General features: G+C 39.7%; 16 protein-coding genes and 1 other RNA gene. 14 read left to right on the plus strand and 3 right to left on the minus strand.

What is annotated here, in order from left to right; genetic code table 11:
- The first annotated feature begins 8 nt into the window (after positions 1-8).
- The 4 genes from FBF83_RS00210 (at position 9) to FBF83_RS00225 (ending at position 2,868) form a co-directional block, all read left to right on the plus strand.
- Positions 9-584 carry an SLOG family protein gene (locus FBF83_RS00210; protein WP_136945150.1) on the plus strand — a complete coding sequence of 192 codons (576 nt, stop codon included), beginning with the start codon at positions 9-11 and terminating at the stop codon, positions 582-584.
- Between the two features lie 91 nt (positions 585-675).
- The gene (gene gpsB, locus FBF83_RS00215; RefSeq protein ID WP_048309322.1) at positions 676-996 is read left to right on the plus strand and encodes a cell division regulator GpsB; all 321 of its coding nucleotides are present in this window, start codon (positions 676-678) and stop codon (positions 994-996) included.
- A 151-nt stretch (positions 997-1,147) separates the two neighbouring features.
- An RNA gene (gene rnpB, locus FBF83_RS00220) (RNase P RNA component class B) lies at positions 1,148-1,545 on the plus strand.
- 180 nt (positions 1,546-1,725) lie between these two features.
- Entirely contained in the window at positions 1,726-2,868 is a 1,143-nt protein-coding gene (locus FBF83_RS00225) for a THUMP domain-containing class I SAM-dependent RNA methyltransferase (protein WP_136945151.1), read from the plus strand.
- Positions 2,869-3,062: 194 nt separating this feature from the next.
- Here the strand turns inward: FBF83_RS00225 and FBF83_RS00230 are convergent, their stop codons facing one another.
- A complete protein-coding gene (locus tag FBF83_RS00230; RefSeq protein WP_136945152.1) occupies positions 3,063-3,302 on the minus strand; it encodes a hypothetical protein in 240 nt (79 codons plus the stop codon).
- 114 nt (positions 3,303-3,416) lie between these two features.
- Here FBF83_RS00230 and FBF83_RS00235 point away from each other — a divergent pair, with 114 nt between their 5' ends.
- On the plus strand, positions 3,417-3,722 hold the full coding sequence (locus FBF83_RS00235) for a DUF4359 domain-containing protein (protein WP_136945153.1): 306 nt from the start codon (positions 3,417-3,419) through the stop codon (positions 3,720-3,722).
- A 54-nt stretch (positions 3,723-3,776) separates the two neighbouring features.
- Complete coding sequence (locus FBF83_RS00240; protein WP_240687942.1) at positions 3,777-4,034, plus strand: hypothetical protein; 258 nt, start codon at positions 3,777-3,779, stop codon at positions 4,032-4,034.
- A 92-nt stretch (positions 4,035-4,126) separates the two neighbouring features.
- On the opposite strand, the gene yppF is transcribed toward FBF83_RS00240, so the two are convergent.
- Complete coding sequence (yppF, locus tag FBF83_RS00245; protein WP_136945155.1) at positions 4,127-4,333, minus strand: YppF family protein; 207 nt, start codon at positions 4,331-4,333, stop codon at positions 4,127-4,129.
- 165 nt (positions 4,334-4,498) lie between these two features.
- On the opposite strand from yppF, the gene FBF83_RS00250 reads away from it, so the two are divergent.
- The gene (locus FBF83_RS00250) at positions 4,499-6,022 is read left to right on the plus strand and encodes a carboxypeptidase M32 (protein ID WP_136945156.1); all 1,524 of its coding nucleotides are present in this window, start codon (positions 4,499-4,501) and stop codon (positions 6,020-6,022) included.
- Positions 6,023-6,058: 36 nt separating this feature from the next.
- Here the strand turns inward: FBF83_RS00250 and FBF83_RS00255 are convergent, their stop codons facing one another.
- Positions 6,059-6,505: a hypothetical protein gene (locus tag FBF83_RS00255; RefSeq protein ID WP_136945157.1), complete on the minus strand. Its 447-nt coding sequence runs from the start codon at positions 6,503-6,505 to the stop codon at positions 6,059-6,061.
- A gap of 315 nt (positions 6,506-6,820) precedes the next feature.
- On the opposite strand from FBF83_RS00255, the gene FBF83_RS00260 reads away from it, so the two are divergent.
- The 7 genes from FBF83_RS00260 (at position 6,821) to FBF83_RS00290 (ending at position 14,692) form a co-directional block, all read left to right on the plus strand.
- Complete coding sequence (locus tag FBF83_RS00260; RefSeq protein ID WP_136945158.1) at positions 6,821-8,359, plus strand: acyl-CoA carboxylase subunit beta; 1,539 nt, start codon at positions 6,821-6,823, stop codon at positions 8,357-8,359.
- Between the two features lie 102 nt (positions 8,360-8,461).
- Positions 8,462-9,670: an acyl-CoA dehydrogenase gene (locus FBF83_RS00265; RefSeq protein WP_136945159.1), complete on the plus strand. Its 1,209-nt coding sequence runs from the start codon at positions 8,462-8,464 to the stop codon at positions 9,668-9,670.
- Positions 9,671-9,687: 17 nt separating this feature from the next.
- The gene (locus FBF83_RS00270) at positions 9,688-10,461 is read left to right on the plus strand and encodes an SDR family oxidoreductase (protein WP_136945160.1); all 774 of its coding nucleotides are present in this window, start codon (positions 9,688-9,690) and stop codon (positions 10,459-10,461) included.
- Between the two features lie 21 nt (positions 10,462-10,482).
- A complete protein-coding gene (locus FBF83_RS00275) occupies positions 10,483-11,652 on the plus strand; it encodes a thiolase family protein (protein WP_136945161.1) in 1,170 nt (389 codons plus the stop codon).
- A gap of 10 nt (positions 11,653-11,662) precedes the next feature.
- Positions 11,663-12,415, plus strand: a complete 753-nt coding sequence (locus tag FBF83_RS00280; RefSeq protein ID WP_136945162.1) for an SDR family NAD(P)-dependent oxidoreductase — start codon at positions 11,663-11,665, stop codon at positions 12,413-12,415.
- Positions 12,416-12,433: 18 nt separating this feature from the next.
- Positions 12,434-14,050: a long-chain-fatty-acid--CoA ligase gene (locus FBF83_RS00285; RefSeq protein WP_136945163.1), complete on the plus strand. Its 1,617-nt coding sequence runs from the start codon at positions 12,434-12,436 to the stop codon at positions 14,048-14,050.
- 72 nt (positions 14,051-14,122) lie between these two features.
- Complete coding sequence (locus FBF83_RS00290) at positions 14,123-14,692, plus strand: TetR/AcrR family transcriptional regulator (RefSeq protein WP_136945164.1); 570 nt, start codon at positions 14,123-14,125, stop codon at positions 14,690-14,692.
- The last annotated feature ends 67 nt before the right edge of the window (positions 14,693-14,759 follow it).

Consider the following 14,759-nt stretch of genomic DNA (forward strand, 5'->3'; position numbering starts at 1 on the left):
GTGTTAGAATGGCGAACGTTTTGCTTGTTACTGGATATAAAGCTCACGAACTCGGCATTTTTAACGATGACCATCCTGGATTACCCATTATTAAGGCAGCACTCCGTATGAGAATGTTACAGCTCATTGAGGAGAGGGACTATGAATGGATTTTAATTAGTGGTCAAACTGGCGTTGAACTTTGGGCAGGAGAAACAGCTCTTGATCTTCGAGAAGAATACCCTGATCTTAAGTTAGCGGTGTTAACGCCATTCCTTGAACAGGAGAGTAAGTGGAAAGAGCCTACTCAGGAATATTATAATATGATTATGGCGGAAGCTGATTTCGTCGAGTCAATTACGAGTAGACCTTACGAAAACCCAGGCCAATTAAAAGCAAAAAATGAATTTTTAGTCAGAAAAAGTGACGCAATGCTCGTTCTATACGATGAAGATACACCAGGTTCACCAGATTTTTACTTGAAAGAGAGCAAAAACAGACAGAGAAATGATCCAAGCTACGAAGTTTTTACCATTACACCTATTGATCTTGATTTGCTGGAACAGGATTTGCGTGAAAGTAACCCCGATTTTTACAGCCAGTAGCATTATTTAAACAGATTCCAATTGACAAGATGAAGGTCTTTTGGAAGAATAAAATAAAAGAAGATAACTGCATACATATAGAGGTGATAAAATGGCAGAGCAACAACCGACTCAATTAACAGCAAAAGACATTCTTGAAAAAGATTTTAAAAGTGGATTTCGTGGATATGACCAAGATGACGTAGATAAGTTTCTAGATGTTGTAATTAAGGACTATGAACGTTTTGAAAATGACATCGAACAACTTCGCCAGGAGAATACCCGGCTTAGAAGAGAAATGGATCGCATGTCAGAGCAACAAAAACGTCAGCAGACACGTTCCCAAACGCAACCAGGTAACACAAACTATGATATTTTAAAACGACTTTCAAATTTAGAGAAGCACGTTTTCGGAAGTAAGCTTTACGAATAAGCCGCCCATAATAGGGTGGTTTTTTTATCCATTTGATAAATTTCACTCACCGTATTATAATAATAAATGTACCATTTAACCGATTAGACAAGAACTCTTGCACGAAAGTGATATATAAGATATAATTGCTTTTGCTGTCCTAATAATGATAACGTTCGGGTGATCGCTGTATGTTGCATATAAGCATTATATAGAGGAAAGTCCATGCTCGCACGATCTGAGATGATCGTAGTGTTCGTGCCTGATGAAACAATAAGTCAGGGTAGTCCATTTATGGGCTAACGGCGGGGAAACGGCCTAAGTTCTTAACGGATATGGCCCGAATACTCTGAAAGTGCCACAGTGACGAAGTCTTAATGGAAACATTAAGAGTGGAACGAGGTAAACCCCACGAGCGAGAAACCCAAATTATGGTAGGGGAGCTTTCTCGAAGGAATTGAACGGAGAGAGAGCCAGGTGGCGAGGACGCACCTGGAGATAGATGATTACCACCTGAGTACGAGGGGAGACCCGTTCGCAGTACGATGGAACAGAACATGGCTTACAGAACGTTATCATCTTTGATGAAAAGCCCTTATGGGGCTTTTTTGTACGTTATGAATAGATTATGCTAGGAAACGGTTAAAGTATAAGAAAACAAATTCAAACAAGTCGAAATGAATTGCTGTAATATGTAAGTAGATGTAATAGTACATAAAACGAGATCAAACAACGATCGGAGTTGAAAAGATGGCGAAATATGAATTAATTGCAACGGCCACCATGGGGCTCGAATCATTGGTTGCTCGTGAAGTTAAAGATCTAGGATTTGAAAATGTTCGCGTTGACAATGGTAAGGTAACATATGAAAGTGATGAGCTTGGTATTTGTCGTTCAAATTATTGGTTAAGAACAGCTGATCGTGTAAAGCTAAAAGTCGGAGAATTTAAGGTAACATCTTTCGATGAGCTATTCGAAGCAACAAAAGCACTACCTTGGGGAGATTTACTACCTGTAGATGCGGAGTTCCCGGTAAGTGGACGGTCCGTTAAATCAACTTTATATAGTGTACCTGACTGCCAGGCTATCGTGAAAAAAGCGATCGTGGAAAGTTTGAAGGAAAAATACAATGTATCATGGTTTGATGAAGATGGCCCTTTATTTAAAATAGAGGTTGCTATCCATAAAGATACAGCGGTACTAACAATTGATACAAGTGGTACAGGATTGCATAGAAGAGGATATCGTTATTTGCATAGTGCAGCTCCTCTTAAAGAAACAATGGCTGCAGCGATGATCATGCTAACAAATTGGAACGCTGATAAACCGTTTATTGATCCATTCTGTGGTTCTGGTACACTTCCGATTGAAGCTGCTATGATTGGTCAGAACATTGCCCCAGGATTCAATCGTGAGTTTGCTTCTGAAGATTGGGAATGGATTGGTCAGAAACGCTGGGAAGAAGCAATGGTTGAAACAGAAGATCTAGCGAAATATGATCAACCTCTTCATATTTTTGGAAGTGATCTTGATCCCAAAATGGTTGATCTATCAAAAAACAATGCTCTAGAAGCTGGGTTTGCAGATTTGATTCAGTTTAAACAGATGCAAGTGACCGACGTTAGCTCAAGATTTGATTATGGAACCCTTATTGGAAACCCTCCATACGGGGAACGTCTTGGTGAACGTGAAGAAGTAGAAGATATGTATCGTAAAATGGGCAAAGCGTTCCGTGAGCGCCTGGACACATGGTCTGTTTACATTCTTACGTCTCACCCACGTTTTCAAGAAGTTTACGGCAAAAGAGCAACGAAAAACCGAAAGCTTTATAATGGTGATATTAAAACCCATTATTACCAGTTCTTTGGTCCAAGACCTCCTAAGAACGACTAAATAACTCTTGCGGTATTAGCAGTACAGGTGAGACCTCACATGTGCGGCTTAAGCGCGTCGAGGCGGCTCACCACACGCCACGCGAGAAGCGGGCTGGAGTGGAAATCAACCACTACTCTTATTACAACAATGTCTACTAAAACAGACTAAATAAAAAATCAGCATCCTGCTAAAAATGCAGGATGCTGATTTTTTTATACCTTTTCAACCACATATGCACGTTTATCTCGAAAGTATTTCTCACCATCATCTGAAGAATGTTCAAAAAAACCTTCTACTTCATGGACAACTTTATATTCTCGTTCAGGATCCGAAAAAAGTTGAGATGCGTTACTAGAAAGCAATACAACGTCAGTAGTAGATACAAAACTATCTAATTCCTTTGCTGAATAATGTTCACCCTGCTTCAAAGTATTAATGCGATGCTGTCTCAAATGAATTCCTCCTTGTAAATAATGGGATATACTTGATTGTACCCACCTTTAAAGAACATTTAAACAATAAAACTCGTATATAGTAAGAATAGGCTTGTATAAAAGGAGGATTTTATGAGAAATAAGTTTCTGATTATTTTTGGATTACTTGCGACTGCTCTTTTCTTTACGAATCCAGGTCAAGAAGACTACAGTAATTGGATAGGAAAACAGTTGAAGAAAGATCAAAATGCTCTTATCGAAATCGGGGTTGATCTAGCCATTGTTCCATATGTTGAAAATAATACGACGAGAAAAAATTGGTATTTGTTCTCCGTTTACCAAACACAAATTTGGAATGGTAAGAAATTAGTAGCCATCGGTGCTTTTAACCAATTTATCTTAAATAAAGAAGAGTTAGTAGGGAATGTAGACGAGTAAAGTAAATTAAGGTATCCTGTCGTAGAATAGTGCATACGAAAGGAGGATATCCACATGGAATTTGTTGGGTTTATTATACCCATCGCGATCGCTATATTTCTTGTAATTGACGCACCTAAACACGGCAAAAATCCATGGCTTTGGGGGATACTAGGATTTTTCTTTACTTTTCTACCCCTTGGAATCTATTTAATACAAACAGGGCGCAAGGTTGCAGGTTGGATTTTTGTTGTAATATTTATTTTGACGATTATTCTAATTTTCGTCTTGATTAGTTTGGCCGTTGCATTTTTTAATTCAATTGGGGTGTAATTGCAACTGTAAATAGAAGAAGACATGGGATAAGCCCATGTCTTCTTATGTGCGTTATATTGTAAGCTTATGGTAGGATAGAACAGGAGAGATTAAAAGGCTTTCAATTCTTCACGAGGAAAGTAATCAGGTTTTTTTGCACCCTGTGCGTGAAGTTCTTTAAAGTAGTTTTGATACTCATTTAAAGAGAGAGTACCTTGTAAGTAATTTACTTGTACAAAGTCGAGTAATTCATCTGCGGTAGTTGGCTTTCTTCCTTTTACCTCATTGAATGCGTTAATCAGATCCTGTACTGACATCTGAATCCCTCCTTGAACTATTTTGCTTATCCAAAGAATAACATGAGATTTTGAGAATCCTTTGTTTTTGAATTTTTTAACTTCCGACAAATCTTTACATAATGAAACGAGAAGTGTCGAATGAACTATACTAGTTTACGACCAATTTGAAAGGGTGGAATAGTAATGGCAATTGATCTAATGCAAACAGAACAACACTTTCTTGACTATGTTAAAAAAATGACGAGTTTTAATGAAGCGATTGGCTTAATGTACTGGGACCTCAGAACTGGTGCACCTAAAAAAGGAGCTGAGCAGCGTTCAGAAGTGATTGGTATGATGTCTTCAGAAGTATTTGAGATGTCGGTATCAAATGAGATGAAGTCGTATCTTGATGAACTTACAAAAGAAGACGTACTAAATAACTTAAGTGATCGAACTCGTAAAACAGTAGAAGAATGTCGAAAAGAATATGATCGAAATATTAAGATTCCTGCAGAGGAATATTCTGAGTACGTAATTCTAAGTTCCAAGGCTGAAACAATTTGGGAAGAAGCTAAAGAACAGTCAAACTTTGAATTGTTCCGTCCCTATCTTGAAAAACTAGTAGCATTTAACCAAAAATTTGTAGAGTATTGGGGATATGGAGAGAATAAGTACGACACGCTTCTTGACCTATACGAACCAGGTGTCACAGTAAAAGTAATCGATCGTGTATTCAATCAATTGCGTGAGCATATTGTGCCTCTCGTTCAACAGGTTGTAAATGCGAGTGATAAGCCTAAAACAGATTTCTTATATAGTCATTTCCCACAGGAAAAACAGAAGGCATTCAGCTTGGATATTCTTAAGGGAATGGGCTATGATTTCAACGCCGGTCGTCTCGATACAACAGTCCATCCTTTCGCCACAGGATTAAATCCTGGTGATGTGCGCGTTACCACTAAGTATGATGAAAGTGATTTCCGAACAGCTGTATTTGGCACCATACACGAGGGTGGTCATGCCTTGTATGAACAGAATATTTCACCTGAGTTAATTGGCACCCCACTTTGTTCTGGAACATCCATGGGAATACATGAATCCCAGTCTCTCTTCTGGGAAAACTTTGTTGGCCGGAATAAGTCCTTCTGGCAGAAAAATTACGAAACGTTAAAGAGTTATTCAACAGGACAGTTTGATGACGTATCGCTTGAAGATTATTATCGTGCGATAAATGTAGCGGGTCCATCCTTAATCCGTATTGAAGCAGATGAAATGACGTATGCCCTTCATATTATGGTTCGATACGAAATAGAAAAAGGCCTTATAAATGGCGAAATAGAAGTGAAGGACCTTCCACAAATATGGAATGAGAAAATGGAAGAATACCTCGGTATTACTCCTGATAACGACGGAGTTGGTGTCCTTCAGGATGTGCATTGGTCAGGTGGCTCGTTTGGCTATTTCCCTTCTTATGCACTTGGTTATATTTACGCTGCACAAATCAAGAATGCAATGCTAGAAGATCTTCCTAATTTTGATGAACTTCTTGAAGAAGGAAATATGCTACCTATTAAAGAATGGCTAACAAAAAATATTCATCAGTACGGCAAGCTTAAACAGCCAATCGAAATAATTAAGGATATTACTGGCGAAGGACTTAATGCAAAATATCTTATACAGTACTTAGAAGAGAAATACTCACAAGTTTATCGTTTACAATCTTAAAGGAAAAAGATCTTGCCGACGTCGGCAAGATCTTTTTTAATCTGAAGATAATGCACTATATTTCTTTTCGTTGACTCCGTTAAATCCGTTCAAAATTATGGCAGCAAAAAGAGGAGTACGTTCTTTTAAATCGTCTACAGAATAAAGACCTGAGAAGTATTGTACGACAAGCCCATCAATCATCGCAACAAAAGCACTTACTCCTTCACGGTAATGGAGTGGCCAGTATTTTTTATACGGATCCAATGCTACAAAACGGTCCCTAAGGTACAGAAGCATTTCATCAAAAGCTCTTTTGAATTCTTCTGGTTCTTTATTCTGGGCCTGCTTACTCATTTCTTCGGTTAATTTAGGAAGGTTTACATCGTTGTATTCCATTGATCCATAAATAAAATTCTCTACAAATTCTGGAACACTGTCACCTTTACATTCATCGGTGAATTTTTCATACTCTTGCGTTAAGTAATATAAATTTTGGTTCATTTCTATCCATCCTTTCAAATTCATAAAGAGAGAATTCCCATTTTAATTAAATTAAAACTCGAAATTAGCATTGAATAGTTTAAACATATACCTGTATGATAGAAACCAAACATACTGTATGGTTAGTATGTTTAGTTAAATGTAACCTAGTAATCTTTTCATTAGGCTCTTTTCGTATACTTTGTTGCTATAAGAGTGAGGCGGGGGATTTCCGCCCAATCAGCCAAATTTGATTCTTTATACAAAAATTCTTTCAAAAGCAACAATCTTTGAAGAAAGAGCCGTTCATTAATACTAATTTGGAGGTTTGCTGTTATGAAAGGTTATGTAGAAGAGTTGCAGGAACGTAGAAACAGAGCGGAACTAATGGGTGGTCAAGGCAAAATTGATGCTCTCCACGCTCAAGGGAAAAAGACGGCGAGAGAAAGAATTAAACTACTTGTTGATGAAGGTTCATTTCTTGAGTTCGGAAAACTAAATGTATCTGAAATTCCTGGTTTAGAAGGGAAAAGCTCTGGTGATGGAGTAATTTGTGGAACTGCACGCGTTGATGGACGGCCGGTTGTTGTTCAAGCAGGTGATAAAACAGTGTTCGCAGGAACTGAGGGAGCTGTACATATTCGCAAAACGAAAGCAGCTCATTCCTATGCATTAAAACGTGGCTTACCAATTGTGAATTTGAGTGAAGGGGGAGGTCTTCGGATGCCTGATGGAATGGGTTCTGACGGAATAAGTGATAAGCTTTTTCCACAAGAAATGCTAACGCACAATCGTGAGGTTCCAATGGTTTCAGCGATCTTAGGAGATAGCTTTGGAGGACCTACCTGGCTTGCTGTGTCATCAGATTTTGTAACACAATTGGAAGGAACGTGTATGGCGGTAGCCGGGCCTCGGATGCTTGAAGTTGCAACTGGTGAGAAAGTTAATGAAGAGGAATTGGGTGGTGTGAAAGTTCATGAAAAGTATACCGGGCAAATTGATCAAACCGCAACAACTGAAGAAGAATGCATTGCTCAACTTAAAAAGTTCTTGAGTTACCTTCCTTCACACAGGGAAGAGGAACCCCCATTGAAAACTACACACGACTTTACGGAGAGAAGAGTGGATGAAGTTCTATCGATCGTTCCTGAGAAGCGAAACCGTGCCTATAACATGAAGAAGGTGATTCAGGAGCTGGTAGATGAAGGGGATTTTTTAGAATTGAAACCTTTATATGGTCCTGCTCTTCTTACCCTGCTTTCTAGGATAAACGGTAGGTCTGTTGGGATTATAGCAAGCCAGCCATTGTATTATGCAGGTGCAGCTGGCAAAGAAGAGTGTGAAAAAGCAACAGACTTTATTTGTCTCTGTGACTCCTTTCATATTCCGTTAATTTTTCTACATGACATACCAGGATTCAGGGTAAGTTCTGATGCAGAAAAGAGGAAAATACCTACCAAAATCATGATGTGGAACCAGGCTCTAGCTCAGTCAACAGTGCCCAAAATTTCTGTCATTATACGGAAAAGCGTAGGAGCTGCGTATGGAAATATGTGTGGTCCAACGATGGGAGCGGATTTCGTTGTCGCCTGGCCTTCTGCAGAAATAAATTTCACTGGACCTGAAGTTGGAATTAATGTCGTTTATGGCAGAGAGTTAGTGGAAGCTGAGAATCCTAAGTTCGAACGGGAAAAGCTTTTAGAAAAGTGGAGTTTTGATAGTTCTCCATATAAAGCTGCGGCAAAACATCTGATTGATGATGTCATTGATCCTGGTGAAACTCGAATTTTTCTTGCACGAACTTTGGAGCTTGCTTGTTATAAAAACGGATCAAAGAGCGAAAGGAAATTAGCTAATTGGCCAACTGGATTTTAATTTTCAATAAATGTATTGAATATTCCGAAAGATATATTTATACTAAATGTAAGAACATACCAACCGGTTAGTTAGATATCGGGTATAAGGAGACGAATAAGAATGAATTTTGACTATTCAGAGCGTTGCCATTCTTACCTGGAAAAAGTAAAGGCATTCATGGATGACCATGTATATCCGAACGAAAAAGTGTATGAAGAGCAGCTTTCCAATCAGGGAAGTCGATGGTCAGATATTCCCCCTATTATGGAAGAGCTGAAGCAGAAGGCAAAAGATGCTGGTTTATGGAATCTATTTCTACCTGAAAGTGAATATGGTGCAGGCCTTACGAATACTGAATACGCTCCATTATGTGAAGTGATGGGCCGTTCAATGATTGGACCTGAAGTTTTTAATTGTGCTGCACCAGACACAGGTAATATGGAAGTACTTGTTCGTTACGGTACTGAAGAACAGAAACAACAATGGCTCGAACCTTTACTTGCTGGTGAAATTCGCTCCTGCTTCTCGATGACAGAACCTGATGTTGCTTCTTCAGATGCGACGAATATTCAGGCTCGAATTGAACGAGATGGTGATGAATACGTCATTAATGGCACTAAATGGTGGTCATCTGGTGCTGGAGATCCAAGGTGCAAAATCGCCATTGTCATGGGTAAGAACGATCCGACTGCTGCGAAACATGAACAACAATCAATGATCTTAGTTCCACTTGATACAAAGGGTGTAACGATTAAAAGAGTTCTTCCTGTATTTGGCTATGATCATGCACCACATGGTCATGCAGAAATTGAATACAAAGATGTACGAGTACCTGCTTCTAATATGCTTTGGGAAGAAGGAAAAGGGTTTGCAATTGCGCAAGGAAGACTTGGGCCAGGACGAATTCATCACTGTATGCGTTTGATCGGGACAGCTGAACGTGCACTTGAGGATTTATGTAAGCGCGTACAAAGTCGAGAAGCTTTTGGTAAGAAGATTTCTGATCAGGGTGTTGTGAGAGAGTGGATTGCTGATTCCCGAATTGAAATCGAGCAAGCAAGACTCTTAACACTTAAGGCGGCTCATATGATGGATACAGTTGGAAATAAAGAGGCAAAAGCAGAAATCGCAATGATTAAAGTAGTAGCACCTAATATGGCACTACAGGTAATTGACCGTGCTATTCAAGCGTTTGGTGGAGCTGGAGTAAGTAATGATTACACGCTTGCTGCACACTGGGCAAATGCTAGAACATTAAGGCTTGCAGATGGACCGGATGAAGTACATCGTAATGCAATCGCGAGACAAGAACTGAAAAAGTATAGCTAGCCAAGGGGGAATACAATATGAACGTTATGGAATTGTTTAATTTATCAGGTAAAACAGCAATTGTGACTGGTGGTGGAAGGGGTCTCGGTAAGCAAATTGCCGAAGGGTTCGCTGAAGCTGGGGCAAATGTTGTTGTTTGTTCAAGAAAATTGGAAGCGTGTGAGGCTGTTCGTGATGAGTTAGAAAGCAAGGGAGTTAGATCACTTGCGTTTGAGTGTGATGTGACAAATCAAGAACACGTTCAACATGTGGTTGACGAAACAATGAAAGAGTTAGGTCAGATTGATATTCTTGTAAATAACAGTGGTGCCTCGTGGGGAGCACCTGTCGTTGAAATGCCCTTACAGGCATGGCATAAAGTAATGGAAGTGAACGTAACAGGTACATTCCTTTTTGCACAGGCAGCAGGGAAAGAAATGATTAAGCAGAAAAGCGGTAAAATCATTAATATAGCGTCGGTGGCAGGACTTGGTGGGGCGGATCCACGATACATGGATGCGATTGGCTATAACACGAGTAAAGGCGCTGTCATTACGTTTACAAAGGATCTTGCAGTGAAGTGGGGAGGATATAACATTAATGTAAATGCGATTGCACCAGGTTTCTTCCCAACGAAAATGTCAAAAGGATTAATCGAAGCGGGTGGAGAGAAAATGCTAGAATCGACTCCTCTAAATCGATTTGGTTCGGATGATGATTTAAAAGGAGCTGCTCTATTCCTAGCATCAAATGCTTCCAATTATGTAACGGGAGATATTCTAATCGTCGATGGTGGTCAGCATGCAATGTAAAAGTAAAGGAGGACATTAGAAATGAATCGTGATCCAGTAATTGTATCTGCAGTAAGAACACCTATTGGTAGACAGGGAGGAGCATTTGCTAGTATTCCTGCCCATGTACTTGGAGCAATTGCCCTTAAGGAAGCTATAGCCCGTATTAAACTAGAAGTTGAAAGCATTGATGATGTTATTTTTGGTAATGTAATAGGCGGTGGCGGAAATATCGCAAGGTTAACAGCACTTGAGGCAGGTCTTCCACTAACGATTCCAGGATTAACGATTGATCGACAGTGCGGATCAGGATTGAATGCTATTAATCTAGCTGCACAGGCTATAAAAGCAGGTGATGGTGATGTTTACGTGGTGGGCGGAGCTGAAAGTATGAGTCAAGCACCATACTTAATGGAAAAGCCATCTAAACCTTATAGTACAATGCCACCACGGTTTATGAAATCAAGGCTTTCACCAGATGAAATTGGGGACCCCCCAATGGGCATTACTGCTGAAAACTTGGCTGAGAAATATGAAATATCTCGTGAAGAGCAAGATGAATTTGCACATCGTAGTCAAGAACGTATGGGGAAAGCGATGGCAGAGGGCTACTTTGACTCTCAGATTGCGTCTGTTAGTGTACCTGTTCGTAAAGGAAATCCTATTGTTGTTTCTAAGGATGAACATCCTAGACCTGAAACAACGCTCGAGAAGTTAGCTACGCTACCTCCTGCATTCAAGAAAGGTGGAACCGTTACGGCAGGTTCTAGCTCAGGTTTAAATGATGCTGCTTCTGCAGTCATCGTCATGTCTCGAGAGAAGGCAGAAGACCTTGGTTTAAAGCCACTTGCGATTATAAAAGCGTATGCTGTTAGTGGTGTTGATCCTAATATTATGGGAATCGGACCAGTACCTGCAACGCGAAGAGTTATGGAGCAAGCAGGATTATCACTTGAAGATATGGATCTGATTGAAGTTAATGAAGCTTTTGCTGCACAGGTGCTTGCCTGCGATCGTGAATTGAATATGAACACTGAGAAATTAAATGTGAATGGTGGAGCCATCTCTCATGGACATCCATTAGGAGCCACAGGAGCCATTCTTGCAACAAAAGCAATTTATGAACTTGAACGAAGAGATGGTAAATATGCGCTTGTTACAGCTTGTATTGGTGGTGGACAGGGAATCGCTACGATTCTAGAACGAGTTTAAGGAGGATCTGATGAGACTTCAAGATAAAGTAGCCATTGTAACTGGAGGTGGAGGAGGTATCGGTCGAGCAACTGCACTTCGTTTTGCAAGCGAAGGAGCAAAGGTGGTTGTCTCCGATATCCATGCTGAGTCAGGTGAAGAATCTGTCGATCAGATTACAAAAATGGGGGGAGATGCCATTTTTGTAAGAACTGACACGTCAATGGAAGGAGATATGAAAGCGCTTGTAGAAGAATGTGAAAAGCAGTACGGTGGTCTCGACATCTTTTTCAATAATGCCGGAGTGAGTAATGAAGAAGTAAAGTTAGTCGATATATCGGTTGACGAGTGGGATCGTGTTGTTTCAATTAACTTAAAAGGCGTTTTTATGGGTATGAAGTATGCTATTCCGGCAATGGAAAAGAGAAATGGCGGCGCTATCGTTAATACATCAAGTCTGCTTGGGTTCAAAGGAAAGAAGTATATGGCTCCCTATAACGCTTCAAAAGGTGGTGTCATAACGCTTACTAAAAATGCTGCCCTTGAGTATGGAGCGAAAAACATTCGTGTTAACGCAGTTTGTCCTGGGGTAATTGACACGAATATTGTTACGCCATGGAAAGAGGACGATCGCAAATGGCCCATTATCTCCAAAGCTAATGCACTTAAAAGAGTTGGACAACCAGAAGAAATCGCTAATGCTGTACTGTTCCTAGTCTCAGATGAAGCATCATATGTCACAGGAACAAGCCTTCTCGTTGATGGTGGAGGTTTAACGTTTTAATTATCCGGAGGTGGAAGCATGAACGCAAAAAATAGTTGGTTCAAGCATTATCCTGAGTCAATAGCTAGAACTATTGATATTCCTAACGTTTCACTCCCAGACATGTTAAATCAAACAGTTGAAGATTATCCTGACAATGTGGCTCTATCGTTTTACCATAAGAAAGTAACCTATCGAGAGTTAGGGCATTTTTCTACAGCATTCGGATCTGCATTACAGAACACCTTTCAAATGAAGCAAAAAGACAGAGTTGCCCTTATGCTACCCAATTGCCCTCAGTTTCCAATTAGTTATTATGGTGTACTAAAAGCGGGTGGTATTATTACTCAAATTAACCCAATGCTTGTAGAACGTGAATTACAATACATATTGGCTGACTCTGGAGCAGAAACCATTGTCATTTATGATGCGCTTTATCCAAGGTTGAAAGCGATACAAGATGAAACAAATGTAAAGAATGTCATTGTTGTATCTCTTCAACCTGACGCGGGTCCTGTTGATCCGGATTATACCTTCGAACAATTTATTCAGAGTACTACAGAAACTCTTCAACCCGTTTCAATCGATCCTAAAGAAGATATAGCAGTTCTTCAATATACTGGCGGAACAACTGGAAGAAGCAAAGGTGCTATGCTTACTCATCGCAATCTAGTCGCAAATGTGGAGCAAAGCCTAGAATTCTTTAAAGATGAGTTTACTTTCGGTAAAGAAAAATGTTTGACTGTTATTCCACTATTTCATGTATTTGGAATGACGTCCTGCATGAATTTATCAATTCGAATCGGGGCTGAAAGTGTCATACTACCAAAATTTGATGTAAATGAGGTTTTAGAAACGATTGAAAAAGAACAGCCAACATTGTTCCCTGGTGTGCCGACAATGTATGTTGCACTCACGAATCATCCGAATGCTGAGAATTTTAATCTTGATAGTATTCGAACCTGTAATAGCGGGAGTGCACCGATGCCAGTAGGATTAATGAAAGAATTTGAGAGAAAAACTGGCGCTAAGATTTTAGAAGGATATGGCTTAAGCGAATCTGCTCCAACTACACATGTTAATCCACCATTTGGAGAACGTAAGCCGGGAAGTGTTGGTATAGGATTTCCTTCCACAGAATACAAGATTGTAGATCTTGGAGAAGGAAAAACGGAAGTTCCATTTGGTGAATCAGGAGAGATTGTAATTAAAGGCCCTCAGGTAATGAAAGGTTACTGGAACATGCCAGAGGAGACAGCAAATACGCTTCGAGATGGTTGGCTATTTACTGGAGATATAGCAAAAATGGATGAGGATGGATATGTCTATATCATTGATCGGAAAAAGGATTTAATTATCGCAAGTGGGTATAACATCTACCCTCGGGATATAGAAGAAGTTCTATATGAGCATAAGAGTATTATGGAAGCTGTTGTTGTTGGTGTGCCAGACCCATACCGCGGTGAAACAGTGAAGGCCGTCATCGTAAAAAAACCTGGTGCTACACTCTCAGAAGAAGAAGTAATTTCTTACTGTAAAGATCAAATGGCGCCATATAAAGTTCCAAAAATGGTAGAGTTCCGTAATGAACTTCCTAAAACAAGCGTTGGTAAAATTTTAAGAAGATCAATTAGAGAAGAAGCCCGTCAAGTATAGGTGTGCATAGGAGTAACCTCCATGTGATATAATCTAAATCAATGATCATTGATAGATTGAGAGGGTACTGCCATGAAGCACAAACTAACTGCAAAAAGTATTGAATTATTTGAGAAAAAAGGATTTAGTGAAACGTCGATTCAAGATATCGTGGATGCTATAGGTGTAACGAAGGGAACGTTTTACTACTACTTTAAGAGTAAAGAAGAATTATTAATGGATATCCATTCTTCTTATATCGACGGCATGATCAAGCAGCAAAAGGAAATTCTAGAGGATATGTCGAAAGATTGTAGAACAAAGCTATATGACATGGTGTATATGCTTATTCATAATGTTGAGCTTGAGGGGAATAGCGCACGGGTTTTCTTCCGTGAAATGAAGAATTTGAAAGAAGAGAACTTATCTAAAATTCTGCCGAAACGAGACCAAATTCGCTATTATTTTCAGGACCTATTAAAACAGGGCGTTGAAAACGGAGAATTTCGAACCGACCTTAACATTGGTATTGTCACTTTTGCAATTCTTGGAATTACGAATTGGACCTATCAGTGGTATAAACCAGACGGACCTGTTTCAGACAAAGAGGTAGCAAGTATTTTCGTAGATATGGTTCTAAGTGGGATTGAGGAAAGCGATTAAGCTTTCCTTCCTGCTTAATTGTAAGCGCTTGCGAATTCAACATCCTAACCGGTTAGTAACCTTAAGG

The organism is Guptibacillus hwajinpoensis, assembly GCF_005144865.1.
GTDB classification, from domain to species: Bacteria; Bacillota; Bacilli; order Bacillales; family Guptibacillaceae; genus Guptibacillus; species Guptibacillus hwajinpoensis_A.